This is a genomic window from Pseudomonas sp. Pse79 (assembly GCF_024519615.1).
GTDB lineage: Bacteria > Pseudomonadota > Gammaproteobacteria > Pseudomonadales > Pseudomonadaceae > Aquipseudomonas > Aquipseudomonas veronii.
The window spans coordinates 60,724-85,697 of sequence record NZ_JALJRR010000023.1; the positions used below are offsets into that span (position 1 = coordinate 60,724).

A 24,974-nucleotide genomic window follows, 5' to 3' on the forward strand; every position below is an offset into this window, starting at 1 on the left:
AGCCCCCTCCCACACTTTTTACTGCGTCGTGCTTAGGGTTTGTGCGCCCGCGACAGGAACTCGTGGGATTGCATCTCCAGCAGGCGGCTCAGGGTGCGCTGGAATTCGAAGTTCAAGCGACCGCCGGTGTAGAGGTCCTTGAGCTCGACTTCCGCCGAGATGATCAACTTGACGTTGCGGTCGTAGAACTCGTCGACCATGTTGATAAAGCGGCGCGCGATGTCGTCGGTGCTGACGCTCATCTGCTCCACGCCACTGAGGATCACGGCGTGGAAGATCTTGCCCAGTTCGATGTAGTCGTTCTGGCTGCGCGGGCCGTCGCACAGTTCGCGGAAGTCGAACCAGGCCACGTCATCGCAGGTACGCAGCGCGATGATTTGGCGGTTTTCGATGATCAACTTGTCGTTTTCCACCGCCTGGGTGCATTCCGGCGTGAGGGCGCGGAAGCTTTTGCGCAGGCTATCTTGCGCCGCGTCGTTGAGCGGGAAGTGGAACAACTCCGCTTGCTCCAGGTGCCGCAGGCGGTAATCGACGCCGCTGTCGACGTTGACGATCTCGGTGTTCTGCTTGATCAGCGCAATGGCCGGCAGGAAGCGCGCGCGTTGCAGGCCGTCCTTGTACAGGCCATCGGGCACGATGTTCGAGGTGGCGACCAGGGTCACGCCGTTCTTGAACAGCTCTTCCATCAGGGTGCCGAGGATCATGGCGTCGGTGATGTCGGAGACGAAGAACTCATCGAAGCAGATCACCCGCGCCTCTGCGGAGAACCGCTTGGCGATGATGGTCAACGGGTTTTTCTCGCCCGGCAGGGTTTTCATCTCTTCATGGACGCGCTTCATGAAGCGGTGGAAGTGCGTGCGGACCTTTTCCTTGAACGGCAGCGCTTCGAAGAAGGTGTCCACCAGGTAGGTCTTGCCGCGACCCACGCCGCCCCAGAAGTACAGGCCCTTGACCGGCGTGCGGTCTTTCTTGCCAAACAGCTTGCCGAGCATCCCTGGCTTACTCTGCGAGGCCGCGACCAGGTCTTCGTACAGACGCTGCAAATGACGCACCGCCGTTTCCTGGGCCGCGTCATGGAAGAATTCAGGGCGTTTCAGATCAGCTTGATATCGTTCTAGGGGCGTCATAATTTCGTTAGCAAGGCAACAAAAACGGGCCGTCACTGTAACGACGGCCCCGGATAATGGCAATCAACCCTTGGTCGGGTTAATCCTCGAGGGGGGTCAGCGCAACGCGCAGGGCTTCGATGGCGGCATCGCGCGACGCGGTGTCGGCGAATGGCGCGCTGTCGGCAACCGCAGCGTCGTCCAGCCATACGCTGAAGCTCAGGGCTTCAGGGCGCACGTCCAGCGCGGCGCCGCTTTGCAATTGCTTGGTCACGGCGCCAGCCGCCTTGCCGTCGGCGAAGTTGCGCGACAGCAGCAGTTGCTCGCCATCGGCCGCCAACAGGCGGAAGCGGAAGCTGCCGTCGTCTTCGCGGAAACTCACGAAGCGCGCGGCTTTCGCGGCCTTTTTCTTGGTGCTGACCGGCGCCGCGGCCTGGTTGACGAACGAACGCAGGCCAACGGCCTCACGCAGCTCGGCGAGGAACGGCGCGGCCACGGCGCGGGCTTTTTGGGCGCCGATCAGCAGCAGGTCTTCCATGTCCGCCGGGCGCGACATCAATTGGTGGTAACGCTCACGGGCTTCACCCAGTTGCCCGTCCAGCAGTTGGAACAGACGGTTCTTCGCCTCGCCCCAGCCCAGGCCTTGCAGCAACTCGGCGCGGAATTCCTGTTCCTGGGCCTTGCTGGCAAACGCCTGGTACAGGGTGAACAGGTGCGAATTGTCCGGGTCCTTGGCTTCGCCGGGCGCGCGGGAGTCGGTGACGATCCGCGAGATCGCGTCTTTCATGTCCTTGGCGCTGGTGAACAACGGGATGGTGTTGTCGTAGCTCTTCGACATCTTGCGACCGTCCAGGCCCGGCAAGGTGGCGACGCTTTCTTCGATCACCGCCTCGGGCAGGGTGAAGAACTCTTTACCGTTGCCGAACAGGTGGTTGAAGCGCTGACCGATGTCGCGGGCCATTTCCACGTGCTGGATCTGGTCGCGGCCCACCGGCACCTTGTGCGCGTTGAACATCAAAATGTCCGCCGCCATCAGCACCGGGTAGCTGTACAGGCCCATGGTGATGCCCGCATCCGGGTCTTCGCCGTTTTCCACGTTCTTGTCCACCGACGCCTTGTAGGCGTGGGCGCGGTTGAGCAGGCCCTTGGCGGCGACGCAGGTCAGCAGCCAGGTCAGCTCGGGGATCTCGGGAATGTCGGACTGGCGATAGAACGTCACCCGGTTCACATCCAGGCCACCGGCCAGCCAGGTCGCGGCGATTTCCATACGCGAGCGCTGGATGCGCTGCGGGTCATCGCATTTGATCAGGGCGTGGTAGTCGGCCAGGAAGTAGAAGGAGTCGGCATTGGCGTCCTGACTGGCAAGGATCGCCGGGCGGATCGCACCGGCGTAGTTGCCCAGGTGCGGCGTGCCGGTGGTGGTGATGCCGGTGAGGATACGGGTACGAGTCGTCATGGGTAATCGCTTATCAGACTGCTATCAATTCGAGAGGCGCGGCAGCACCAGATCCTTGAGATCGGTGAGCTTGCCATGAAAAAAGTGTCCGCATTCTGCCACTTTCAGCAGCTCATGGGGGCGTTTCAGGGTGGCGGACCAGTCGTAGACGCATTGCGGGTCGACCACTTCGTCGGTTTCCGGCTGGATCAGGGTCAGCGGGCAGTTCTGCGGCAGCAGGTCGGCATCGCCCAGGCGCATCACCGCGGCGGCCACCATGAACAGGTGCGCGAGCTTTTCGCCCTTGGCTTCCAGACGGCCGCCGAGGCTGGCGGCGACATAGCCACCAAACGAAAAACCGAGCAAGGTGATCGGCAGGTCGGGGTGTTTCTTGCGCAACCAGGTGGCGGCCGCTTCGGCATCGTCCACTTCACCGCTGGCCATGTCATGGGTGCCGGCGCTGGCACCGACGCCACGGTAATTGAATCGCAAGGTGATCAAACCGGCATCGCGGGCGGTGCGTTGCAGGGTCGAAACAACTTTATTGAGCATGGTCCCACCCTGCACCGGGTTAGGGTGGCAGATCAGCGCCAGGCCACGTGGCGCGGGCTGATCCAGGTACAGGGCTTCCAATTGGCCTACCGGGCCATCGATCAAAACAGGGGTTTCACGCATGAGCAAGGAATGAACTCCGTGACCTCTCAAAGGGTCGACTCGTCTAGCTAAAAGTCTGTGCATGGCATCATTGCGAGCTTAATCGCGGTATACAGCGCAGGTCCGAGCCGTTAACGTAAAGCAAAGCCGTTTATAGAGGAAGGACTCGTGGAACACTCGCTCTTAGTTTGGTTGTTGCCGACTCTTGCCCTGGTTGCCGGTGTCGCCATTGGATTCCTGGTTGCTCGCTTGCTGCCGAATGCCGCGCCTAACCGCACGCAGCGTCAGTTGGATGACATTCAGGAACGTTTTGACAGTTATCAGAACGAGGTTGTTACCCACTTCAACAGCACCGCGACCCTGGTCAAGAAGCTCACCCAGAGCTACCAGGAAGTACAGGATCACCTCGCCGACGGCGCCAACCGCCTGGCGCTCGACGACATCACCCGTCAGCGCCTGCTGGCCGCGCTGCATTCCGATGCACCGCAAACCCCACGGGAACGCCTGACCCCGCCACGGGAAAACCAGGAGCCGCCACGGGACTACGCGCCAAAAACGCCGAACGCCCCTGGCATGCTGGATGAGCATTACGGCTTGAAGAAGTAAGTCTTTTCAGGCGCTGTAAAAAAGCCCGGCTGATCGATGATCAGCCGGGCTTTTTGTTGGGCCTCAATCTCCAGACCAGCGGGGATGCCATTGTGGGAGGGAGCTTGCTCCCGATAGCGGCGGATCAGTTGATATATAGGCTGACTGACACACTGCTATCGGGAGCAAGCTCCCTCCCACACTGACCGAGTACGGCCCTCAGGACACGGGTTGTTCTTGCAGGTGGCCGCTTTCGATCCGCACATGCCGCCCATGGAAGCGCTTGAGGCTGCTGCGATGGCCGACGCTGACGATGCTCAGCCCCGGCAGCTCATCGATCAACGCCTGGTACAACGTCGCCTCATCCTCTTCATCCATGGCCGACGTCGCTTCGTCCATGTACAGCCACTGCGGTGCGAACAACAACGCACGGGCAAAGGCCAGGCGCTGCTGCTCGCCGGGCGAGAGCATGCGCTGCCAGTGGTTGGCTTCGTCCAGCCGCGCGACCAGATGCGGCAAGCGGCAGGTTTCCAGGACCTGTGCATAACGTTCGTCCATGTACACGCCGTCGTCCTGTGGATAACTCAGCGCGGCCTTCAACGTGCCGATCGGCAGATACGGCTTCTGCGGCAGGAACAGGTAACGCGCCGCTGGCAGGCGGATGCTGCCATGGCCCGCCGGCCACAGCTGGCCCATGGCACGCAGCAACGTACTTTTACCGCTGCCGGAACGCCCGCTGAGCATCAGGCGCTGGCCCGGCTCGACGACCATGTCGGCGCCGGCGAGCAAGTGGCGGCCATCGGCCAGGTCCATGCCGAGCTTCTCTACCACCAGGCGCTCGCCTTCCGGGCGCACGTCGATGGCCGCGGGGCGCTGCTCGTTATCGCTCATGGCCTGCTGGAAACTCAGCAGACGATCACTGGTGGCGCGCCAACTGGCCAGCTCCGTGTACGCGCCGATAAACCAACTGAAGTTCTCCTGGACGTTGCCGAACGCCGAGTTGATTTGCATCAGCTCGCCCAGCTCGATCTTGCCGGTGAAGTAGCGCGGCGCGGCGACGATGAACGGGAAGATGATTGCGATCTGGCTGTAGCCGGCGGTGAAGAAAGTCAGGCGCTTGGACACTTTCATGATGTCCCAGAAGTTATGCCAGACCCGGCCGAAGCGTTGGCTCAAACGGCGATTTTCGTTGGGCTCGCCGTTGTACAAGGCAATGCTCTCGGCATTCTCGCGGACCCGGACCATCGAGAAGCGCAAATCCGCCTCGAAGCGTTGTTGTTGATTGTTCAGCCCGATCAAGCGACGCCCGATCAGGTGCGTCAGCCAACTGCCCACGGCGGCATAGAGCAATGCACACCAGAACATGTAGCCGGGAATGGTGATACCGAACACTTCGATGCTGCCCGACACACCCCACAGGATGATCGAAAACGACACCAGGCTGACCACATTGCGCAGCAGGCCCAGGCCGAGGCTCAAGCTGCTGGAGGTGAAGTTATTGAGGTCTTCGGAGATCCGCTGGTCCGGGTTATCGGTGTAACCGCCCTGCTCCAGCTGGTAGTAGTTTTTGTCGCTGAGCCAGCGTGCGAAGTGTTTTTCGGTCAACCAGGCCCGCCAACGGATGGTCAGCATCTGGGTCAGGTACAAGCGATAAACCGCACCGAGGATGGCCACCGCAGCGATGCCGCCGAAATAGCCGATCAGTTGCCAGAAGGCCGCCGTGTCCTTATGTTCCAGGGCGTTGTAGAAATCCTTGTACCAGTGGTTGATCCACACGGAGATCGCGACGCTGAACAGCGACAAACCAATCACCGCCAACAACAGCAACCATGCCTTGCCCTTTTCTTCACTGCGCCAATAGGGCGTGATCATCGCCCAGGTTCGGCGAAAAAAGTGCCCACGCACCGCGTCGTTGACCGCGGAATACTCAGCGTTCTGATTCATCGTTCAGGCTCGGTAGGAAATAGATGGCAGGCGTTTGAACCGATCATAGAGCATCGGTTCAAGGCGCCGTGCGGCCTGAAGTAGATTGTTCAGCCGGCGTTCAGCGCCGTACCGGGCGCTTCTGCAGCTTGCGTTGCAGGGTACGCCGGTGCATGCCCAGCGCGCGGGCGGTGGCCGAGATATTGCCTTCATGCTCGGTCAGCACGCGCTGGATGTGTTCCCACTGCAGGCGGTCCACCGACATCGGGTTTTCCGGCACCAGGGTGTCGAGGTCGGCATGCTCGGAGAGCAAGGCGGCCAGCACGTCGTCGGCGTCCGCCGGTTTGCACAGGTAGTTGCAGGCGCCACGCTTGATGGCTTCGACAGCGGTGGCAATGCTGGAATAACCGGTGAGGATCACCACGCGCATTTCCGGATCGAGTTCGAGCAGCTTGGGCAGCAGCACCAGGCCGGAGTCGCCGTCCATTTTCAGGTCGAGCGCGGCGTAGTCCGGCAGGTCGGCCTGGGCGATGCTCAGGCCCTCTTCCGCGGAGCCCGCGGTGCTGACGCGGAAACCGCGACGGCTCATGGCACGCGCCATGACGCGGGTAAAGGTAGCGTCATCATCTACCAGCAACAGGTGCGGCAGTTCTTCGCCTTCGACTTGGATCTCATCACTCATCGATATCTCCTCGTGCGACACGGGGCAGGCGCAGCTCGGTGAGCGTGCCGCCTTCCTCATGACTATAGAGCTTCACTGAGCCGCCCGCGCGGGTCACGCTGGCCTTGCTCAAAAACAGGCCGAGGCCGAAGCCTTTGCCCTTGGTGGTAAAGAAAGGTTTACCGATCTGCTCGGCAATAGCCAGCGGCACGCCTGCGCCGTGGTCACGAATGCTGATGGTGAGGTTTTCCGTGTCCCAGTCCAGCTGCACTTCCAGGCCTTCGGGGCAGGCATCGGCGGCATTGTTCAACAGGTTGAGCAGGGCCTGGGTCAGGTCCGGCGGCGGCGCCATGCGCGGCACGCTGCCCTGCCCCAGCAGGTGGAAACGGTAACTGGCTTCGGGGCGCATCAGGTGCCAGCGGTTCAGGGCTTCGTCGAGCCACTGGGTCACGTCCTGCATCTCCACCGCCAGGCGGCGGTTGGCTTCGGCGGCGCGCACCAGTTGCTGCAAGGTTTGCTTGCACTGCTTGACCTGCTCGCGCAGCACGCCGAGGTCTTCTTGCAGCGCCGGATCGTGGTGGTCCTGGGTCATTTCGTTGAGCAGCACGCTCATGGTCGCCAGGGGCGTGCCCAACTCATGGGCCGCACCGGCGGCCTGGGTCGCGACGGCCAGCAGTTGCTGGTCGCGCAGGCCTTCTTCGCGGCGGATGGCGCGCAATTCTTCCTGGCGGCGCAGTTCTTCGGCCATGCGCGCGGCAAAAAAGGTGATAACTGCGGCGGACAGCGCGAAGCTCAGCCACATCCCGTAGATCTGCAGGTTTTCCCGGGCGATGGGGAACGTCTGCAACGGGTAGAACTGCGCCAGCAGCAAGGTGTACAGGGTCAGGGCAATGCCGGAGAGTATCACCGAGTAGCGCCACGGCAAGGTCACGGCCGCGATGGTCAAGGGCACCAGGTAATACGAAACGAACGGATTGGTGGAACCACCGGAGAAATACAGCAACACACTGTGGATAAACAGGTCGCAGGCCAACTGCAGGGCGTATTCCAGCTCGGTCACCGGCCAGGTGGTACGCAACCGGATGGCGGTAAACGCACACAACACGGTGGAAAAACCCAGGGTCACGCTCAGTTGCAGCCACGGCAGCGGCAGCAGGTCGAACCAATAGGCAAGCCCGACGGAACCGGCCTGCGCGGCCAATACCAAGGTGCGAATGAACGTCAGGCGCCAGAGGTTCTGGCGGGTGGCGGAAGTCAGTTTTACGGCGGCGAGCATGAGCTCTCCCGGTGAGCGCTGCAGGCGGATCGGCAGGAGTATAAACGAAGCCGACCGGCAGACACGGCGCGTGTGGCTCTTTGACGCAGGCGCGCTGAATGACCGTTCGTCGGCACTGCGACAACTTGTAGTGAATGTGTAAACCCGAAGAACCCGGCACCACCGTCTACAGTCATACCGATACGAACATTCCAAGGAGCTTCCATGTCCCGTTTCATTCGCAACGCAGCCGCTCTCACCCTCAGCGCCAGCACCCTGGCCAGCCTCCCGGCCGTCGCCGCCGATGAGTTGCATTACAACCAGATCGCCCTGCGCGCCGAAGTCAGCCAGGAAGTGGCCCGCGACAAGATGATCGTGACGCTCTATACCGAATCCCAGAACGCCGACCCCGCCAAGCTCGCCGCCGACATCACCACCACCATGAACCAGGCCCTGGGCCAGGCCCGCGAAGTCAAGGCCGTGACCCTGCGTCAGGGCAGCCGCAACAGCTACCCGATCTACGACAATAAGAACCAGAAGATCACCGGTTGGCGTGAACGCGCCGAACTGCGCCTGGAGAGCGCAGACTTCCCGGCGCTGTCCAAGCTCACCGGCGAGTTGCTCAACACCCTGAAAATGCAAAACATGGAATTCGCCATCGCTGACACCACGCGCAGGTCCAGCGAAGACGCCCTGCTCAAGGACGCGGTCAGCGCATTCAAGGCTCGCGCCCAACTGGCCACCGATGCGTTGGGCGGCAAGGGTTATAAGATCGTCAACCTGAACTTCAACACCAATGGTTATCCACAACCTTACGCACGCGGTGGGATGATGATGAAAGCCGCCATGATGGATTCGGCGCCGACGCCGGAAGTTGAGGCGGGGACCAGTCAAGTGAGCATGAGCGCCGACGGGGTCATCGAAGTCTTGCAATAAGTCTTATCAACAAAAAACGGCGCGGCCCGACAAGGCTGGCGCCGTTTTTTTTCGCGCGCAGTTTCATTCAACTCATCTAAACATTTTGAATCAGAAGTGGGTCGCTCATATCTTGGCATAAGACTTCTTTCTAAAGTTGTAGGCACCCCACAAAGCTACTGTCGTTACGTCACAGAGCATAAAGCAGGCATGGGAACCTTTAGTAGCCATGCCGCCACCCAGTTATAAAGGCTTCATCCGCCGCCCTACAGCACTCATGTAACTCAACAGCACTTAGAGAAAAACCAAACCACTGAAAGGCGCCATAAAGCAGTGTCGCGTATCGAATGCTATTGCTTCGCGCCAGATAATTAACCTCATGAAACTCATGAATAAAATCAGCCGAGAATAAATATGTGTCCGTCATCCCTACCGCCACTTGCCGTCACTACCAACGCTCCGTTTATCCCGCCTACTCCTGTACATAATCGTCAAAAACGAGAAGTTGATGCCTCAACTTCGTCACAAACTAATACGCCTCAGGGAACGCCTGGCGTTTCAGCGGGCGACACACCGATTAAAGGTCCTACGCCTGAAAACGAATTTGATTTTTCCAAGCAAGTCATTTTTGGATCAGTCTCCCCTTCTCCACCAACGGCGAGCTATACGCAGCAGGAGCGCACGCAGCGCATTGATGCCTATGCCGGGCGCGTCGTCACGCAGACAAATACGATAGAACGTGGTAACGAAGGCGAACGCAACATCAAATTTCAGAAGACTCGCCAGTTCCTCGAACCTGCTGGTTACTTTAGCGGAGGGTTAATGGCGGCCGGGTACGACCCGCATGAAAAAATCACAGTGACGTTCACCTCCTACAAAGGGGTCGGAAAACCCGAGGTGCTGACCGACACCGAAAAACGCACTTACTTTGCATGGGAAATCGCGGCGGGTGCTTTTGCGCACGACAAAGTGCAGCGAGGAGGCCCGCTCAACTTCCAGTTCATGGAGATCGCGCCACAAGACCGCAGCAAGGTCGCCGACTTGGAATTGCACGGGCAGAATCTTCAAAATCATTGGACACATGAAATAGCCAAGCCCATGAGCCACGAGTCGGGAGCACTGGCGATACGTTCGGGGAAAGCAGACGCCTATGTTGTACGGGGCACCTTGCAGAGCCTGGCGAATAATAAAGACAGTTTTGAAAAACTCACGCCTGCCAGCCAAGCGGCCGTAAAGCGTACATTAGAAAATAATGCACAAGTCATTATTCCCAACATCTACGGCTATCCACTGGCAGGCTATGCATTTATTCCTCATACCCCTTTTGACGGCAATTATGAGCATCGGCCCAACAAGGGTTTGATGCTTGATTTGAAGAACGGCGCAGTTCGTGAAATACACGGCGATGCGGATTTTGCCAACTGGGCAAAAGACAACCGGGAAAATGTGCAGCGCAGTTTCAACGCCAGCGACCGGCAAGGCGGCACAGATGCACATTGGCCCAAGGCGGGGGACGTACTCAACAATTTGATTGTCGACCCTCATGCAACCTACCCAGGGTATTCCAGTATATTCGCCGATAAAGCCGTGCCAGTGGCAGAGACATTCAACTATACCGAATCGCGAGGTGGCGATTACCGGTTGAAATACGGCAATCTGGATTCGGGTCTTGCAGGTAAATACCAAGAGGTGAACACAAACAATTCAGTATGGTCCGACCAAACTGAGGTGTTTGGTTCCACGCAACAAAGCTGGAAGGCTGCGAAGGACTTTTGGGGTAATACTTTCGGTTATATCCCCGTCGTCGGCAACGCAGGCAATATTTTTTTCGGCGCCCATGACTCGATCTATGGCATGACCGCCAATGATCGGGTTGGCGGCACTGCCGCAGCGGTGATATCAACTCTGCAACTGGGACACGAACTTGCGACAATAGGGCTGGAGTCTGGTTTAGGCAAGACCCCGGTCGTTGAACGCTACAGCTGGGAATATAACGAGCGTTCGAACGACATTGATTTGGTGCGAACCCCCAAGGTATCGAGCAATGACGCTGAAGTTCCGCGTTCCCATACTCTAGAGCCTGAGGTCAACTTGTTGCGCCCCAGCGAATCGGAGAATATCAGCGAGCATGCAATGCCGAACGGTGAGCAACTTATTGAACATATCCAACCCAATGCGAAAGGCATTTATCAGGTCAAGAATGAAACCAGCGGTGAGGATCAATGGTTTATCCGCTATACCGACGGCACAGGTTCGAGCAACGTGTATGAGATCAGAAGCGATTTCAAACTCAGCGACAATTATGTTCAAGTCATTAACCCAGGCACTCGCAAACCCGTGCTGACGGTCCATGCTGCAGGTGCTGGGCAGTGGAAGTCCGCGAGTGGCGATGGCGGAGTGAAATGGCCATGGCAGCGCTCGCCTTCGCCAACCCCGAGCACCGAATCAACATCCACCCCCAAGTTCTCAGAGCGCTTTTTTGATGATAAGGGCTCGAAAATTCTCGGCGCCGAGAAGTTTGACGACTACTTGAACCTGGACGAAAGCAAAAACTACCGATTCTACGACGACGTGTACGAAGAAGGCTCAAACATAAAAAGAAAACTGTCTGTTTCCTGGACAATCGACGACGGTAATTTCGCCGTCACCGAAGGAGAGAGAGCCAAACCTGACACTGGATACTCCGAAAGTTTTGCGCCTGACTTGAACCGAGAAATTTACTCCATCATAAAAAGAGAGAATGGTCATATCGTGCGAACCGAACTTGATTTCAGGGGAGGCGAAGCACATGAAACCATACAAAGCAGGCTGGCCGTACTTGAAGAGACTATTCCCGACGCTGATCTGAGAGCGCGTATTTCAGAGGTGGCTCACCAAGGCGCCACGCATCCAGCCTATCTGGAATTAATGCCACCGCAACTTAAAGACAACTACGGTGTTTCGGCAGGTCAAAAACATTTCATCATAGAGTATGATCCTTCACTGAATACGCACACTGTCAAGGCCACGACCAAATGGGTTCTTAAACTCAGAACCGAAGACGGCACAGTACCTAATCGAGACTTGGATATCACCAGCACGCGGGCATTCACGATACGTGAAAGTAATGAACTGAGTGGTGACACTTACACCATCGACCCGTCCGCGCCAACCCTGATTGAAGTGTCGACGCCAACACATATATAAGTGAGCCCCTACCTGATAAACCTGAACGGCGGTAACCTCGGGGACCGCCGTTTTCGTTTGGGCAGCCATACGCCGCCACTTCAGGGGTCTCCATGGAAAGAACCATCTTCAAACCGCTGCTCCTCGCCGCCGGCCTGCTGGCCTTTATGCCCATGGCCCAGGCGGCCAGCACCCTGGTCTACTGCTCCGAAGCCAGCCCCGCCGGCTTCGACCCCAGCCAGTACACCAGCGGCACCGATTTCGATGCCTCCGCCGAAACCGTGTTCAACCGCCTGACCCAGTTCAAGCGCGGCGGCACCGAGGTCGAACCCGGCCTGGCGACCCGTTGGGAGGTCTCCAACGACGGCCTGACGTACACCTTCCACCTGCGTGATGGCGTCAAGTTCCACACCACCGACTTCTTCACGCCCACCCGCGACTTCAACGCCGATGACGTGTTGTTCACCTTCAACCGCCTGCTGGATGCCGACAGCCCGTTTCGCAAGGCCTACCCGTCCGAGTCGCCGTATTTCACCGACATGGGTTTGAACACCACGATCAAAAGCGTCGACAAACTGGACGAACACACCGTGCGCTTCAGCCTGAACAACGTCGATGCCTCGTTCGTACAGAACCTGGCGATGAGTTTCGCCTCAGTGCAATCGGCCGAGTACGCCGCGCAACTGCTGAAGACCGGCAACGCCGCAGACATCAACCAAAAACCGGTGGGCACCGGGCCTTTTGTGTTCAAGCGTTACCAAAAGGACTCGCAGATTCGCTACGTCGCCAATAAACAGTATTGGAAACCCGAGGATGTGAAGCTCGACAACCTGGTGTTCGCGATCACCCCGGACGCCGCGTCGCGCCTGCAGAAACTCAAGGCCGGCGAATGCCAAGTCAGCGGTTACCCGCGCCCTGCCGACATCGAGGTGATGAAACAAGACCCCAACCTGCGCGTGTTGCAGCAAGCAGGGTTCAACCTGGGTTTCCTGGCCTACAACGTGACGCATCCGCCGCTGGATCAACTCAAGGTGCGCCAGGCCCTGGACATGGCCATCGATAAACCGGCGATCATCAAGGCCGTGTACCAGAGCGCCGGGCAACTGGCGCAGAACGCCTTGCCTCCGGCGCAGTGGTCTTATGACCCGACGATCAAGGATGCCCCGTTCGACCCGGCCAAAGCGCGGGCGCTACTAAAAGAAGCAGGGGTTGCACCCGGTACGACCATCAACTTGTGGGCGATGACCGTACAACGCGCGTCCAATCCGAATGCGCGAATGTCGGCACAAATGATCCAACAGGATTGGGCCAACATCGGCATCAAGGCCAACATCGTCAGCTATGAGTGGGGCGAATACATCAAGCGCGCCAAGAATGGCGAGCACGATGCGATGATTTACGGCTGGACCGGCGACAACGGCGACCCGGATAACTGGCTCGGCGTGCTCTACAGCTGTGCCGCGGTGAAGGGCAGCAACTACGCCAAATGGTGTAACCCGGCCTACGACAAGCTGGTGCAACAGGCCAAGGTCAGCAGCGACCGCGAGCAGCGTATCAAGTGGTATCAGCAGGCACAAAAAATCCTTAAAGAACAAGTACCTATAACGCCTATTGCGAACTCGACGGTTTTCCAGCCACTTCGCAAGGAAGTGCGGGACTTCAAAATCAGCCCCTTTGGCCTGACGCCGTTCTACGGCGTGAGTCTCGATAAGTAACAGCAACGCCCCAATCGAGTGCATAACACGCCTCGATTGGGCCTTTTTGGTGCTCATGCGGCACCGAAAAAGCCCTCCAAATGTACGCATTTATGTCGAAACTTTCATATTTGCGACATTCCTGTACGTTCGTACCACTCTTTCATCCTTGCAACCGTTCAGCATCTTGCAATGGGTATGGCCCCTGCATAAGTATCCGCAGGCCGACTCACGAGGTCGCCCTCACTACCAAAAATGACAACAAATCATGAGGCCAACATGCTTAAACACGCAGTCATTCCGTTACTTGTTAGCGCTGGCCTTATGGCCGCAGCGCCTTTCGCCCAAGCGGCGACTAACCTGGTGTTCTGCTCCGAAGGGAGCCCGGCCGGTTTTGATCCAGGCCAGTACACCACCGGAACAGACTTCGATGCTTCGGCCGAAACCATGTTCAACCGTCTGAGCCAGTTCGAACGTGGCGGCACCGCCGTCGTTCCTGGCCTGGCCACCAGCTGGGACGTGTCCCCGGATGGCCTGACGTACACCTTCCACCTACGCGAAGGCGTCAAGTTCCACACCACCCCGTACTTCAAGCCCACTCGCGAGTTCTCGGCCGACGACGTACTGTTCACCTTCAACCGGATGATCAACAAAGACGATCCGTTCCGTAAGGCCTACCCCACCGAGTTCCCGTACTTCACGGACATGGGGATGGACACCAACATCAAGAACATCGAGAAAGTCGATGCCCACACCGTCAAGTTCACCCTTGGCACCGTGGACGCCGCCTTCATCCAGAACCTGGCGATGAGCTTCGCGTCGATCCAGTCGGCCGAGTACGCCGCGCAACTGCTGAAAAACGGCACGCCGCAGGACATCAACCAGAAACCTGTCGGCACCGGCCCGTTCGTGTTCAAGAGCTACCAGAAAGACTCGAACATTCGTTACACCGGCAACAAGGACTACTGGAAACCTGAAGACGTGAAGATCGACAACCTGATCTTCGCCATCACCACCGACCCGTCGGTGCGTATCCAGAAGCTCAAGAAAAACGAATGCCAGATCACCCTGTTCCCCCGTCCGGCCGACCTCAAGGCACTGGGCGACGACAAGGACTTGAAACTGCCGCACCAGGCCGGTTTCAACCTGGGCTACATCGCCTACAACGTCATGCCGGTGCTCAAGGGCCAGACCGCGCCTAACCCGCTGTCCGACCTGCGCGTGCGCCAGGCGCTGGACATGGCGGTGAACAAGCAGCAGATCATCGACTCGGTGTACCAGGGCGCGGGCCAATTGGCGGTCAACGCCATGCCGCCGACCCAATGGTCCTACGACACCACCATCAAAGATGCACCGCACGACGTCGCCAAAGCCAAGGAACTGCTCAAGGAAGCCGGGATCAAGGACGGCACCGAGATCACCCTGTGGGCCATGCCGGTACAACGTCCGTACAACCCGAACGCCAAGCTGATGGCCGAGATGCTGCAGAACGACTGGAAACAGATCGGCCTGAAGGTCAACATCGTCAGTTACGAATGGGGCGAGTACATCAAGCGTTCCAAAGGCGGCGAGAACCAGGCCATGATCATTGGCTGGAGCGGCGACAATGGGGACCCGGACAACTGGCTGAACGTGCTGTTCGGCTGCGACTCGCTGTCCGGTAACAACTTCTCCAAGTGGTGCGACAAGAAATTCGACGGCATCGTGAAAGAAGCCAAGGCCACCTCGGATGTGGCCAAACGCACCGAGCTGTATAAGCAGGCGCAACACATCCTCAAAGATGCAGTCCCGATGACACCTATCGCGCACTCGACGGTGTATCAACCCATGCGCAACACCGTACAGGACTTCAAGATCAGCCCGTTTGGCCTGAACTCCTTCTACGGCGTGAGCGTCAGCGGCAAGTAAGGAACGATGGCGGCGACGTTTCATAACGTCGCCGTTATTGCATCCGCCAGGCCAGTAGGAAACAGACCACATTCGCGCTCGCTGCCGTCCTACGGCAATGAACTTCGATTCGCGGCTCCGTTGCCTACAAGGTCAGTCAGATTTTGCGCATTTACTGCGAAGTCCTCGACCCCTAACGTCGTAGGACAGCAGAGGCTCCAATCTGATGGGCACTTGCTGTGCGTGGAATCAGTGATGTCCCCCTGGCCGTATGCCGGGGGGATTGCTCGCTGATGACAACTACAAACAAGGATCGGGATCGTCATGCGCCATACCACCGTTCTATCCGCAATTTTTGGTACCAGCCTGCTGGCTGTGGCCACGATGGGCCACGCCGCCGAAAAAAAGAGCCTGGTGTTTTGCTCTGAAGGCAGCCCGGCGGGCTTTGACACCGCGCAGTACACCACCGCCACCGACAACGATGCGGCCGAGCCGCTGTACAACCGCCTGGTTGAGTTTGAAAAGGGCGCGACCAGCGTCGTACCGGGGCTGGCAACCAAGTGGGATATTTCGCCAGATGGCCTGACCTACACCTTCCACCTGCGCGAAGGGGTGAAATTCCACAGCAATAAAGAGTTCAAGCCCACGCGGGACTTCAACGCCGACGACGTGTTGTTCACTTTCAACCGCATGCTTGACCCCGACCATCCGTTTCGCAAGGCCTACCCCACCGAGTTTCCGTACTTCAACGGGATGAGCCTGAACAAGAACATCGCCAAGGTCGAGAAAACCGACCCGCACACCGTGGTGATGACACTGAACACGGTCGACGCGGCGTTCGTGCAAAATATCGCCATGAGCTTTGCCTCCATTCTGTCGGCCGAATACGCCGAGCAGTTGCTCAAGCAGGGCAAGCCCAGCGACATCAACCAGAAGCCGATCGGCACTGGCCCGTTCGTCTTCCAGCGCTACCAGAAAGACTCGCAGATCCGTTACGCCGGCAACAAACAGTACTGGGACCCGAGCCGGGTCAAGCTCGACCAGTTGATCTTCGCCATCAACACCGACGCGTCGGTGCGCGTGCAAAAGCTCAAGGCCGGCGAATGCCAGATCACCCTGCATCCGCGTCCGGCGGATGTCGACGCTCTCAAGGCCGACCCCAAGCTGCAACTGCTGACCAAGCCAGGTTTCAACCTCGGCTACATCGCCTACAACGTGCGCCACAAACCGTTCGACCAGCTCGAAGTGCGCCAGGCGCTGGACATGGCGGTGAACAAGCAGAGCATCCTCAACGCCGTGTACCAGGGCGCGGGGCAACTGGCGGTCAACGCCATGCCACCGACGCAGTGGTCTTACGACGACAGCATCAAAGATGCCGCCTACAACCCGGAAAAAGCCAAGGAACTGCTCAAGGCCGCCGGCGTGAAGGAAGGCACCGAGATCACCCTGTGGGCGATGCCGGTACAACGGCCGTACAACCCCAACGCCAAGCTGATGGCCGAGATGCTGCAGAACGACTGGGCCAAGATCGGCCTCAAGGTCAAGATCGTCAGCTACGAGTGGGGCGAGTACATCAAGCGCACCAAGAACGGTGAGCACGATATCAGCCTGATCGGCTGGACCGGCGACAACGGCGACCCGGACAACTGGTTGGGCACCCTCTACAGCTGCGACGCCATCGGCGGGAACAACTACTCCATGTGGTGCGACCCGGCATACGACAAGCTGATCAAGCAAGCCAAGGTCGTCACCGACCGCGAACAACGGACTGTTCTGTACAAACAGGCACAGCAACTGCTCAAAGCGCAGGTGCCGATCACGCCAGTCGCCCACTCGACGGTCAACCAACCGTTAAGCGCCAAAGTCGAAGGTTTCCAAGTGAGCCCCTTCGGCCGCAACGTGTTCTCGGGCGTCAGTATCACCCCATAAGAAAATAACCGGATTGCGGGGAGTGGATAACACTCTCCGGCAAACTTGCAGCCTTCTGTTGGGAAATTTCCTACAGCAAACGTTTGCAAATGCTTGAACGAGTTACACACCAATAGCCGGATCACCTAAAAGACCGGCATAAAAAAAGAGAACCAAAGGAGCTTCACCCATGAAACTGAGCAGCAAAGCGCTTCTGGCCCTGGCCATCAGCAGCATCACGGCGACCGCTTACGCGGAAACCCAGAGCCAGGACTTCGTTCCCACCACACTGGCCGGCACCAGCGCTCAAAGCGAAGCCAAGGGTTTTATCGAGGACTTCAGCCTGGGCGGCACCACGCGTAACTGGTACTCCCATGAAAGCAAGTACCGTGGGGGCACCTTCGAGTACAAGAAGCACGGCGAAACCCGCACCGACCGCAATCGTACCAACTGGGTACAGGGCACCATCCTCAACGCCAGCTCGGGTTTCACCCAGGGTACCGTGGGCGTCAAGACCGAATTGGCGGTCTACAACGCACTGGTCCTGGACCGCAGCAAGCGTGACATCAAGGGCGGCTCCAACCGTACCCTGGCCGACTCCAACGGCGATGCAGTCGACCAGTGGAGCAAACTGGGCCTGGCCAACGTGCAGTTCCGCGTCTCCAACACCACCCTGACCGCCGGTCGCCAGAACTTCAGCAGCGGCATCGTCGATACCATCGGCAACCGTGCGCTGCCTTCGAGCTTCGAAGGGGTGAGTTTCAACAGCGAAGAGTTCAGCAACCTGTCGTTCCAGGGCGGCGTGTTCGACCGCGTTTCGCCACGTACCGAACAGAGCCTGTCGAAATTCCGCAGTGAATACGGCAACGGCGCTGAAACCGACAAGGTGTCGACCCTGGGCCTGAACTACCAGCCGCTGAAAAGCCTGAAAACCAGCATCTTCGCCGCCAACGTCAAAGACTTCTGGAACCAGTACTACTTCGGCGCGACCCATGAACTGGGCGACAGCTCGGTATTGGGCCTGACCACCGGCCTGAACTACTACAAGACCGTCGACGAAGGCAAAAAGTTGATGGGCGAAATCGACAACGACACCTACTCGCTGTCGCTCGGCCTGACCCACCAGGCGCACAGTCTGACCTTCGCGTACCAGGCAGTGAACGGTAACGAGTACTTCGACTACCTGCACGAAACCAACGGCATCTACCTGGCCAACTCCCTGACCTCGGACTTCAACGGCCCGAACGAGAAGTCCTTCCAGATCGCCTACGCCATCAACATGGCCGAATACGGCGTGCCAGGCCTGAAGTTCAACGCTTACTCGGCGCGCGGCTGGGGCATCGACGGCACCCACTACACCGGCAACGGTGGTCGGGCCAAGTTCGCCTATGACGGCATCCAGAGCCAAGACGGCGAAAAACACCAGGAATACGGTGTAGGCGCCTCTTACGCAATCCAGAGCGGCCCACTCAAAGCCACGGCCATTCGTGCGACCTACGTTGAGCACCGTGGCAGTGAGTTCCAGTCCGACGGCAGCATCAAAGAGTTCCGTTTGGTCACCACCATCCCGTTCAACATCCTTTAATCAGCGCCAGGTAGACGGCGGGCTCAGGACGAGCCCGCCCTCTACGCTCGTCTGGTCCCATCGATTGCAGAGGGCTCCGAATGAACATGCTCCCGTTACAAGCTGCCATTGCCGCTGCGCTGTTGAGCGTGGCGGTCGGCATTTCGGCCAAACCGCTGGTGGTCTGCACCGAAGCCAGCCCGGAAGGTTTCGATCCGGTCCTGTACACCACGGCCGTCACCGCCGACGCCGCCGCCGAAACTATGTTCAACCGCCTGGTGGACTTCAAGCCCGGCACCACCGAAGTGATCCCGGCGCTGGCCAAGGCCCTGCCGGAAATCAGCGCCGATGGCCTGACCTACACCTTCCACCTGCGTGACGACATCAAGTTCCACACCACCGACTACTTCAAACCCACGCGCAACCTGAACGCCGACGACGTGCTTTGGAGCTTCCAGCGCCAGCTGGACCCGAAACACCCGTGGCACACCAAGTCCAACGTGGGCTACCCGTACTTCGAAAGCATGGGCTTCAAGGAACTGCTCAAGAGCGTCGAGAAGACCGACGATCACACCGTGGTCTTCACCCTGACCCGTCCGGAAGCACCGTTCCTGGCCGACCTGGCCATGGCGTTTTCGTCGATCCACTCGGCCGAATACGCCGACCAGTTGCTCAAGTCCGGCAAGACCGATGACCTCAACGCCAAGCCGGTCGGCACCGGCCCGTTCATCTTCACCCGCTACGCCAAGGACGCCCAGGTGCGCTTCAAGGCCAACCCGGACTACTTCCGCGGCAAGCCGCCGGCCGACCCGCTGATCCTGGCGATCACCACCGACAACAACGTGCGCCTGCAGAAGCTCAAGGCCAACGAATGCCAGATCGCGCTGTATCCGAAGCCCGACGACATCCCGAGCATCAAGAAAGACCCGAACCTGAAAGTCGATGAACTGGCGGCCATGACCACCAGCTACACTGCCTTGAACACCACCCACAAATACATGAGCGACGCACGAGTGCGTCACGCGATCAACATCGCGTTCGACAAGGCCGGCTACACTGAGGCCCTGTACGGCAAAGGCAACGCAGTTGTCGGCACCGGTCCGTATCCGCCGACGTTGCTGGGTTTCAACAACACGTTGAAAAACCCGCCACGCGACCTCGACAAGGCCCGCGCCCTGCTCAAGGAAGCCGGCGTGCCGGAAGGCACCGAGTTCACCCTGTTCACCCGTAACGGCGGCGGCCCGACCAACCCCAACCCGATGCTCGGCGCCCAGCGCATGCAAGCGGACCTGGCCCAGATCGGCCTGAAGGTCAACATCAAGGTGATGGAGTGGGGCGAGATGCTCAAACGCGCCAAAGCGGGCGAGCACGACATGGTCTCTACAGGCTGGGCCGGCGATAACGGTGACCCGGATAATTTCCTCACCCCGAACCTGAGTTGCGATGCGGCCAAGAACGGCGAAAACTACGCCCGTTGGTGTAATAAAGAATTTCAGGACCTGATCGACAAGGCGCGCGCCATCGCTGAACCCACCCAGCGCGCTGCACTCTATGAACAAGCACTGGACGTCTTTGGCAAGGATCAACCGTGGATCCCCATGGCTTATCCGAAAATGTTCACCGCCATGCGCAAAAACGTCGAGGGTTATACCCAAAGCCCACTGACGACCAATAACTTCGCCACCACCCAGGTGAAGTAAATAAGAAGAACGCTCGACACCGTCGACGTTGACGGTGTCGAACCTGCCTAACCGGCTGATTGAGGTACACCACAAGATGTTTAGTTTTATTGCCCGCCGATTGGGGTTATTGATCCCCACCTTCTTCGGCATCACGTTGCTGACGTTTGCGTTGATCCGCATGATTCCAGGCGACCCCGTAGAAGTCATGATGGGCGAACGCCGGGTCGACCCCGAGATGCACGCACAGGCAATGGAACGCCTTGGCCTTAACAAGCCGTTGTATGCGCAGTACCTGGACTACATCGGCAAGCTGGCCCAAGGCGACCTTGGCGAATCCCTGCGCACGCGCACCAGCGTGTGGACCGAGTTCACCGCACTCTTCCCGGCGACCCTGGAGCTGTCCATGGCCGCCCTGTTGTTCGCCGGTATCCTGGGCCTGTTGGCGGGGGTGATCGCGGCGTTGAAGCGAGGATCGCTGTTCGACCATGGGGTGATGGGCATCTCCCTCGCGGGCTATTCGATGCCGATCTTCTGGTGGGGCCTGATCCTGATCATGTTCTTCTCGGTGAGCCTGGGCTGGACCCCGGTTTCCGGGCGTATCGACCTGCTCTACGACATCGAGCCGCGCACCGGCTTCATGCTGATCGACACCCTGCTGGCCAACGAGCCGGACGCGTTCTGGGACGCCCTGCACCACCTGATCCTGCCGGCTATCGTGCTCGGCACCATCCCGCTGGCGGTGATTGCGCGGATGACCCGCTCGTCGATGCTCGAAGTACTGCGCGAAGACTACATCCGCACCGCCAAGGCCAAAGGCCTGTCGCCGGCGCGCGTGGTGTTCGTGCATGGCCTGCGGAACGCGCTGATCCCGGTGCTCACCGTGGTCGGCCTGCAAGTCGGCACCCTGCTGGCCGGTGCGGTATTGACCGAAACCATCTTCTCGTGGCCCGGCATCGGCAAATGGTTGATCGAAGCCATTGGCGCGCGGGACTACCCGGTGGTGCAAAACGGCATCCTGCTGATCGCCTGCCTGGTGATCCTGGTGAACTTCGTGGTGGATATCCTCTACGGCTTCGTCAACCCACGCATCCGTCACCAGCGCTGAGATCATGACCATGACCACACCTACTCCAGTGTCAGCAGTCGATCAGAGCCTGCTGTACCCGTCGCCGTACAAAGAATTCTGGCAAGCCTTCTCCAAGAACAAAGGCGCGGTTGCCGGCCTGCTGTTCATGTTGCTGATCGTGTTCTGCGCGCTGTTCGCCCCGTGGGTGGCGCCGCATAACCCCAGCGAACAATATCGCGACTTCCTGCTGACCCCGCCGTCGTGGCTGGAAGGCGGGCAGATCCAGTTCCTGCTCGGCACCGACGAACTCGGCCGTGACTTGCTCTCGCGCTTGATCCAGGGCTCGCGCCTGTCGCTGCTGATCGGCTTGTCGTCGGTGGTGATGTCGCTGATTCCGGGCATCCTGCTCGGGCTGTTCGCCGGGTTCTTCCCGCGCCTGCTCGGCCCGACCATCATGCGCCTGATGGACATCATGCTGGCCCTGCCATCGCTGCTGCTGGCCGTTGCCATTGTCGCGATCCTCGGCCCTGGCCTGATCAACACCGTGATCGCCATCGCCATCGTGTCGCTGCCGTCCTACGTGCGTCTGACCCGCGCTGCGGTGATGGGCGAACTCAACCGCGACTACGTGACCGCCGCCCGCCTCGCCGGTGCCGGCCTGCCGCGCCTGATGTTCATCACCGTGCTGCCCAACTGCATGGCGCCGCTGATCGTGCAGGCGACCTTGAGTTTCTCTTCGGCGATCCTCGATGCCGCCGCGCTGGGCTTCCTCGGCCTGGGCGTGCAACCGCCAACGCCGGAGTGGGGCACCATGCTGGCTTCGGCCCGTGACTACATCGAACGCGCCTGGTGGGTCGTGAGCCTGCCGGGTCTGACCATTTTGCTCAGCGTGCTGGCAATCAACCTGATGGGCGACGGCCTGCGCGACGCGCTGGACCCGAAACTCAAGAACGCCGCCTGAGGAGATTCCCATGTCACTGTTAGAAATCAAGAATCTCAACGTGCGCTTCGGCGACAAGACCGCCGTGCCGGTGGTCGATGGCCTCGACATTTGCGTCGACAAAGGCGAAGTCCTGGCGATCGTGGGCGAGTCGGGCTCGGGTAAATCCGTGACCATGATGGCGCTGATGGGCCTGATCGAACACCCCGGCATCGTCACCGCCGACGCCCTGAACTTCGACGGCAAGGACATGCTCAAGCTGAGCAACCGCCAGCGTCGGCAGATCGTCGGCAAAGACCTGGCGATGGTGTTCCAGGACCCGATGACCGCGCTGAACCCCAGTTACACCGTGGGTTTCCAGATCGAAGAAGTGCTGCGCCTGCACCTGAAGATGTCCAGCAAGCAAGCACGCAAGCGTGCCATCGAACTGCTGGAAAAAGTCGAGATCCCCGGCGCCGCCAGCCGGATGGATGCCTACCCGCACCAACTGTCCGGCGGTATGAGCCAACGCGTGGCCATCGCCATGGCGATTGCCGGCGAGCCGAAGTTGCTGATCGCCGACGAACCGACCACCGCCTTGGACGTGACCATCCAGGCCCAGATCATGGACCTGCTGCTGGCCCTGCAGAAAGAGCAGAACATGGGCCTGGTGCTGATCACCCACGACCTCGCGGTCGTCGCGGAAACCGCCCAGCGCGTGTGTGTGATGTATGCCGGCCAAGCCGTGGAAGTCGGCCAGGTGCCGCAACTGTTCGACATTCCGGCGCATCCCTACAGCGAAGCGCTGCTCAAGGCGATTCCGGAGCACAGCCTCGGTGCCGCGCGCCTGGCCACGCTGCCCGGCATCGTGCCCGGCCGTTATGACCGCCCGCAAGGCTGCCTGCTGTCGCCGCGTTGCCCCTACGTGCAAGACAGCTGCCGCCAGACCCGCCCGGGCCTGGACCCTAAATCGAACAGCCTCGCGCGCTGCTTCTACCCCTTGAACCAGGAGGTGGCGTAATGGCCGTCGTTCTTACCGCCCGCGACCTGACCCGTCACTACGAAGTGTCCCGAGGCCTGTTCAAGGGCCACGCCACCGTGCGCGCCCTCAATGGCGTGTCCTTCGAACTGGAAGCCGGCAAGACCCTCGCCGTGGTGGGCGAGTCGGGCTGCGGCAAATCCACCCTGGCCCGTGCGCTGACGCTGATTGAAGAGCCGTCGTCGGGCTCGTTGAAAATCGCCGGCCAGGAAGTCGCCGGCGCCGACAAGGCGCAGCGCAAGCAATTGCGCAAAGACGTGCAGATGGTGTTCCAGAGCCCGTATGCCTCGTTGAACCCGCGGCAGAAAGTCGGCGACCAACTGGCTGAACCGCTGCTGATCAACACCCACCTGTCCGCCGCCGAACGCCGCGAAAAGGTCCAGGCGATGATGAAGCAGGTGGGCCTGCGCCCTGAGCACTATCAGCGCTACCCGCACATGTTCTCCGGCGGCCAGCGCCAACGGATCGCCCTGGCCCGGGCGATGATGCTGCAACCCAAAGTGCTGGTGGCGGATGAGCCGACCTCGGCACTGGACGTGTCGATCCAGGCCCAGGTGCTTAACCTGTTCATGGATTTGCAGCAGGAATTCAACACCGCCTACGTGTTCATTTCCCACAACCTCGCGGTGGTACAACACGTCGCCGACGACGTGATGGTGATGTACCTCGGGCGCCCGGTGGAAGTCGGCCCCAAGGGCGACATCTACGCGCGCCCCCTGCACCCGTACACCCAGGCGCTGCTGTCGGCCACACCGACCATCCACCCGGACCCGAACAAGCCGAAGATCAAAATCGTCGGCGAGCTGCCCAACCCGCTGAACCCGCCGTCCGGCTGCGCTTTCCACAAGCGCTGCCCGTATGCGACGGCGCGGTGCAGCAGCGAGGAGCCGCAGTTGCGGGAGTTGGATAACCGCCAGGTGGCTTGCCACTATGCGGAGCAGTTCGTCGCCTGAAACGAGCGTCGCGCTCCCCTGTGGGGGGCGCGGTGACACAGCGTTCTACAGCCCTTCCCGTCAGGTTGCGCATCAGCCTGGCGGGAGGGGCTTTTTTTTGCCGGGTCTACGTCTGGCTATCGCCTTCATCATCCGGGTTGTCATCGCCCGGTTCGTCGGTGGTGGAGTCGTCATCGCCCTTGCTGCCGCCCTGGTCCTCATCGCCGGGCTCCGCTTCAGACTTGGCCAGTTGCAGGCCCTTGGCCTGCCCACTCTGCAGCGCAGACACCCCTGCCCCGCTCTGCACCGGGTTATGTGCCCAGGCCGTCGACATTCCCAATGACAACAGCACCAGCACCTTCAGTAACAGCACGACTCGTTGAACAATACTCATGGTTGATCCCCTCCAGTCAGTAGGTGAATCCCGCACGACCGCTGTTTAGCGCCGCCAGCGTTGAAGCTAGTCCCGATGCCGGGTTCTCGCCAATCCCCACATCGGGTGGAGATCAAAAAATGTGGGCGAGCAAGTCGAACCGTAGCACCGCCCCTCCCACCTCTGGTTTTGCAGCGCCCATGAAAAAGGG

General features: G+C 59.7%; 19 protein-coding genes. 12 read left to right on the forward strand and 7 right to left on the reverse strand.

All coding sequences use genetic code 11. The features are described 5' to 3' along the window. Positions 1–32 precede the first annotated feature (32 nt). The 3 genes from zapE to NR164_RS23975 all read right to left on the reverse strand — a co-directional run bounded on the left by zapE (position 33) and on the right by NR164_RS23975 (position 3,216). A complete protein-coding gene (zapE, locus tag NR164_RS23965) occupies positions 33–1,127 on the reverse strand; it encodes a cell division protein ZapE (RefSeq protein ID WP_046384701.1) in 1,095 nt (364 codons plus the stop codon). A gap of 79 nt (positions 1,128–1,206) precedes the next feature. After that, the gene (locus tag NR164_RS23970; RefSeq protein WP_057004243.1) at positions 1,207–2,562 is read right to left on the reverse strand and encodes a tryptophan--tRNA ligase; all 1,356 of its coding nucleotides are present in this window, start codon (positions 2,560–2,562) and stop codon (positions 1,207–1,209) included. A gap of 24 nt (positions 2,563–2,586) precedes the next feature. After that, a complete protein-coding gene (locus NR164_RS23975; protein WP_256823340.1) occupies positions 2,587–3,216 on the reverse strand; it encodes an alpha/beta hydrolase in 630 nt (209 codons plus the stop codon). Between the two features lie 147 nt (positions 3,217–3,363). Between NR164_RS23975 and NR164_RS23980 the strand changes: the two genes are divergently transcribed. After that, on the forward strand, positions 3,364–3,801 hold the full coding sequence (locus NR164_RS23980; protein WP_003171734.1) for a YhcB family protein: 438 nt from the start codon (positions 3,364–3,366) through the stop codon (positions 3,799–3,801). A gap of 198 nt (positions 3,802–3,999) precedes the next feature. On the opposite strand, the gene NR164_RS23985 is transcribed toward NR164_RS23980, so the two are convergent. The 3 genes from NR164_RS23985 to NR164_RS23995 all read right to left on the reverse strand — a co-directional run bounded on the left by NR164_RS23985 (position 4,000) and on the right by NR164_RS23995 (position 7,640). Further along, the gene (locus tag NR164_RS23985; protein WP_057004242.1) at positions 4,000–5,724 is read right to left on the reverse strand and encodes an ABC transporter ATP-binding protein/permease; all 1,725 of its coding nucleotides are present in this window, start codon (positions 5,722–5,724) and stop codon (positions 4,000–4,002) included. 100 nt (positions 5,725–5,824) lie between these two features. Next, on the reverse strand, positions 5,825–6,385 hold the full coding sequence (locus NR164_RS23990) for a response regulator transcription factor (RefSeq protein WP_004372278.1): 561 nt from the start codon (positions 6,383–6,385) through the stop codon (positions 5,825–5,827). Next, positions 6,378–7,640, reverse strand: a complete 1,263-nt coding sequence (locus NR164_RS23995; RefSeq protein WP_017845431.1) for an ATP-binding protein — start codon at positions 7,638–7,640, stop codon at positions 6,378–6,380. Before NR164_RS23995 ends, NR164_RS23990 begins: the two co-directional genes overlap by 8 nt. A 204-nt stretch (positions 7,641–7,844) precedes the next feature. Between NR164_RS23995 and NR164_RS24000 the strand changes: the two genes are divergently transcribed. From NR164_RS24000 to NR164_RS24050, 11 genes are all read left to right on the forward strand, one after another. Continuing rightward, positions 7,845–8,555: an SIMPL domain-containing protein gene (locus tag NR164_RS24000; RefSeq protein ID WP_017845432.1), complete on the forward strand. Its 711-nt coding sequence runs from the start codon at positions 7,845–7,847 to the stop codon at positions 8,553–8,555. A gap of 393 nt (positions 8,556–8,948) precedes the next feature. Continuing rightward, the gene (locus NR164_RS24005) at positions 8,949–11,720 is read left to right on the forward strand and encodes a hypothetical protein (RefSeq protein ID WP_256823341.1); all 2,772 of its coding nucleotides are present in this window, start codon (positions 8,949–8,951) and stop codon (positions 11,718–11,720) included. Positions 11,721–11,812: 92 nt separating this feature from the next. Beyond that, the gene (locus NR164_RS24010) at positions 11,813–13,414 is read left to right on the forward strand and encodes an ABC transporter substrate-binding protein (RefSeq protein ID WP_046384705.1); all 1,602 of its coding nucleotides are present in this window, start codon (positions 11,813–11,815) and stop codon (positions 13,412–13,414) included. A 258-nt stretch (positions 13,415–13,672) separates the two neighbouring features. Further along, positions 13,673–15,301, forward strand: a complete 1,629-nt coding sequence (locus NR164_RS24015) for an ABC transporter substrate-binding protein (protein WP_046384706.1) — start codon at positions 13,673–13,675, stop codon at positions 15,299–15,301. 363 nt (positions 15,302–15,664) lie between these two features. Beyond that, complete coding sequence (locus tag NR164_RS24020; protein WP_371928142.1) at positions 15,665–17,209, forward strand: ABC transporter substrate-binding protein; 1,545 nt, start codon at positions 15,665–15,667, stop codon at positions 17,207–17,209. Between the two features lie 169 nt (positions 17,210–17,378). Further along, the gene (locus NR164_RS24025) at positions 17,379–18,773 is read left to right on the forward strand and encodes an OprD family outer membrane porin (protein WP_046384708.1); all 1,395 of its coding nucleotides are present in this window, start codon (positions 17,379–17,381) and stop codon (positions 18,771–18,773) included. Positions 18,774–18,853: 80 nt separating this feature from the next. Next, on the forward strand, positions 18,854–20,452 hold the full coding sequence (locus tag NR164_RS24030; RefSeq protein WP_256823342.1) for an ABC transporter substrate-binding protein: 1,599 nt from the start codon (positions 18,854–18,856) through the stop codon (positions 20,450–20,452). Positions 20,453–20,528: 76 nt separating this feature from the next. Further along, complete coding sequence (locus NR164_RS24035) at positions 20,529–21,539, forward strand: ABC transporter permease subunit (RefSeq protein WP_046384710.1); 1,011 nt, start codon at positions 20,529–20,531, stop codon at positions 21,537–21,539. A gap of 10 nt (positions 21,540–21,549) precedes the next feature. Next, positions 21,550–22,461 (forward strand): ABC transporter permease subunit, encoded by a 912-nt coding sequence (locus NR164_RS24040; RefSeq protein WP_026139829.1) that lies wholly within the window; start codon positions 21,550–21,552, stop codon positions 22,459–22,461. A gap of 10 nt (positions 22,462–22,471) precedes the next feature. Further along, complete coding sequence (locus NR164_RS24045) at positions 22,472–23,440, forward strand: ABC transporter ATP-binding protein (protein WP_046384711.1); 969 nt, start codon at positions 22,472–22,474, stop codon at positions 23,438–23,440. Next, the gene (locus NR164_RS24050; protein ID WP_057004237.1) at positions 23,440–24,411 is read left to right on the forward strand and encodes a peptide ABC transporter ATP-binding protein; all 972 of its coding nucleotides are present in this window, start codon (positions 23,440–23,442) and stop codon (positions 24,409–24,411) included. The genes NR164_RS24045 and NR164_RS24050 overlap by 1 nt, the downstream gene beginning before the upstream one ends. Positions 24,412–24,517: 106 nt before the next feature. Here the strand turns inward: NR164_RS24050 and NR164_RS24055 are convergent, their stop codons facing one another. Continuing rightward, complete coding sequence (locus tag NR164_RS24055; protein WP_046384713.1) at positions 24,518–24,784, reverse strand: hypothetical protein; 267 nt, start codon at positions 24,782–24,784, stop codon at positions 24,518–24,520. Positions 24,785–24,974 lie beyond the last annotated feature (190 nt).

Coding starts and splice junctions, on each gene's coding strand:
- NR164_RS24000 (WP_017845432.1), top strand. CDS start 7,845: ATGTCCCGTTTCATTCGCAACGCAGCCGCTCTCACCCTCAGCGCCAGC.
- NR164_RS23970 (WP_057004243.1), bottom strand. CDS start 2,562: ATGACGACTCGTACCCGTATCCTCACCGGCATCACCACCACCGGCACG.
- NR164_RS24010 (WP_046384705.1), top strand. CDS start 11,813: ATGGAAAGAACCATCTTCAAACCGCTGCTCCTCGCCGCCGGCCTGCTG.
- NR164_RS24020 (WP_371928142.1), top strand. CDS start 15,665: ATGGGCCACGCCGCCGAAAAAAAGAGCCTGGTGTTTTGCTCTGAAGGC.
- NR164_RS24035 (WP_046384710.1), top strand. CDS start 20,529: ATGTTTAGTTTTATTGCCCGCCGATTGGGGTTATTGATCCCCACCTTC.
- NR164_RS24005 (WP_256823341.1), top strand. CDS start 8,949: ATGTGTCCGTCATCCCTACCGCCACTTGCCGTCACTACCAACGCTCCG.
- NR164_RS24015 (WP_046384706.1), top strand. CDS start 13,673: ATGCTTAAACACGCAGTCATTCCGTTACTTGTTAGCGCTGGCCTTATG.
- NR164_RS24030 (WP_256823342.1), top strand. CDS start 18,854: ATGAACATGCTCCCGTTACAAGCTGCCATTGCCGCTGCGCTGTTGAGC.
- NR164_RS23990 (WP_004372278.1), bottom strand. CDS start 6,385: ATGAGTGATGAGATCCAAGTCGAAGGCGAAGAACTGCCGCACCTGTTG.
- zapE (WP_046384701.1), bottom strand. CDS start 1,127: ATGACGCCCCTAGAACGATATCAAGCTGATCTGAAACGCCCTGAATTC.
- NR164_RS24055 (WP_046384713.1), bottom strand. CDS start 24,784: ATGAGTATTGTTCAACGAGTCGTGCTGTTACTGAAGGTGCTGGTGCTG.
- NR164_RS24025 (WP_046384708.1), top strand. CDS start 17,379: ATGAAACTGAGCAGCAAAGCGCTTCTGGCCCTGGCCATCAGCAGCATC.
- NR164_RS23975 (WP_256823340.1), bottom strand. CDS start 3,216: ATGCGTGAAACCCCTGTTTTGATCGATGGCCCGGTAGGCCAATTGGAA.
- NR164_RS23985 (WP_057004242.1), bottom strand. CDS start 5,724: ATGAATCAGAACGCTGAGTATTCCGCGGTCAACGACGCGGTGCGTGGG.
- NR164_RS24045 (WP_046384711.1), top strand. CDS start 22,472: ATGTCACTGTTAGAAATCAAGAATCTCAACGTGCGCTTCGGCGACAAG.
- NR164_RS24040 (WP_026139829.1), top strand. CDS start 21,550: ATGACCACACCTACTCCAGTGTCAGCAGTCGATCAGAGCCTGCTGTAC.
- NR164_RS23995 (WP_017845431.1), bottom strand. CDS start 7,640: ATGCTCGCCGCCGTAAAACTGACTTCCGCCACCCGCCAGAACCTCTGG.
- NR164_RS24050 (WP_057004237.1), top strand. CDS start 23,440: ATGGCCGTCGTTCTTACCGCCCGCGACCTGACCCGTCACTACGAAGTG.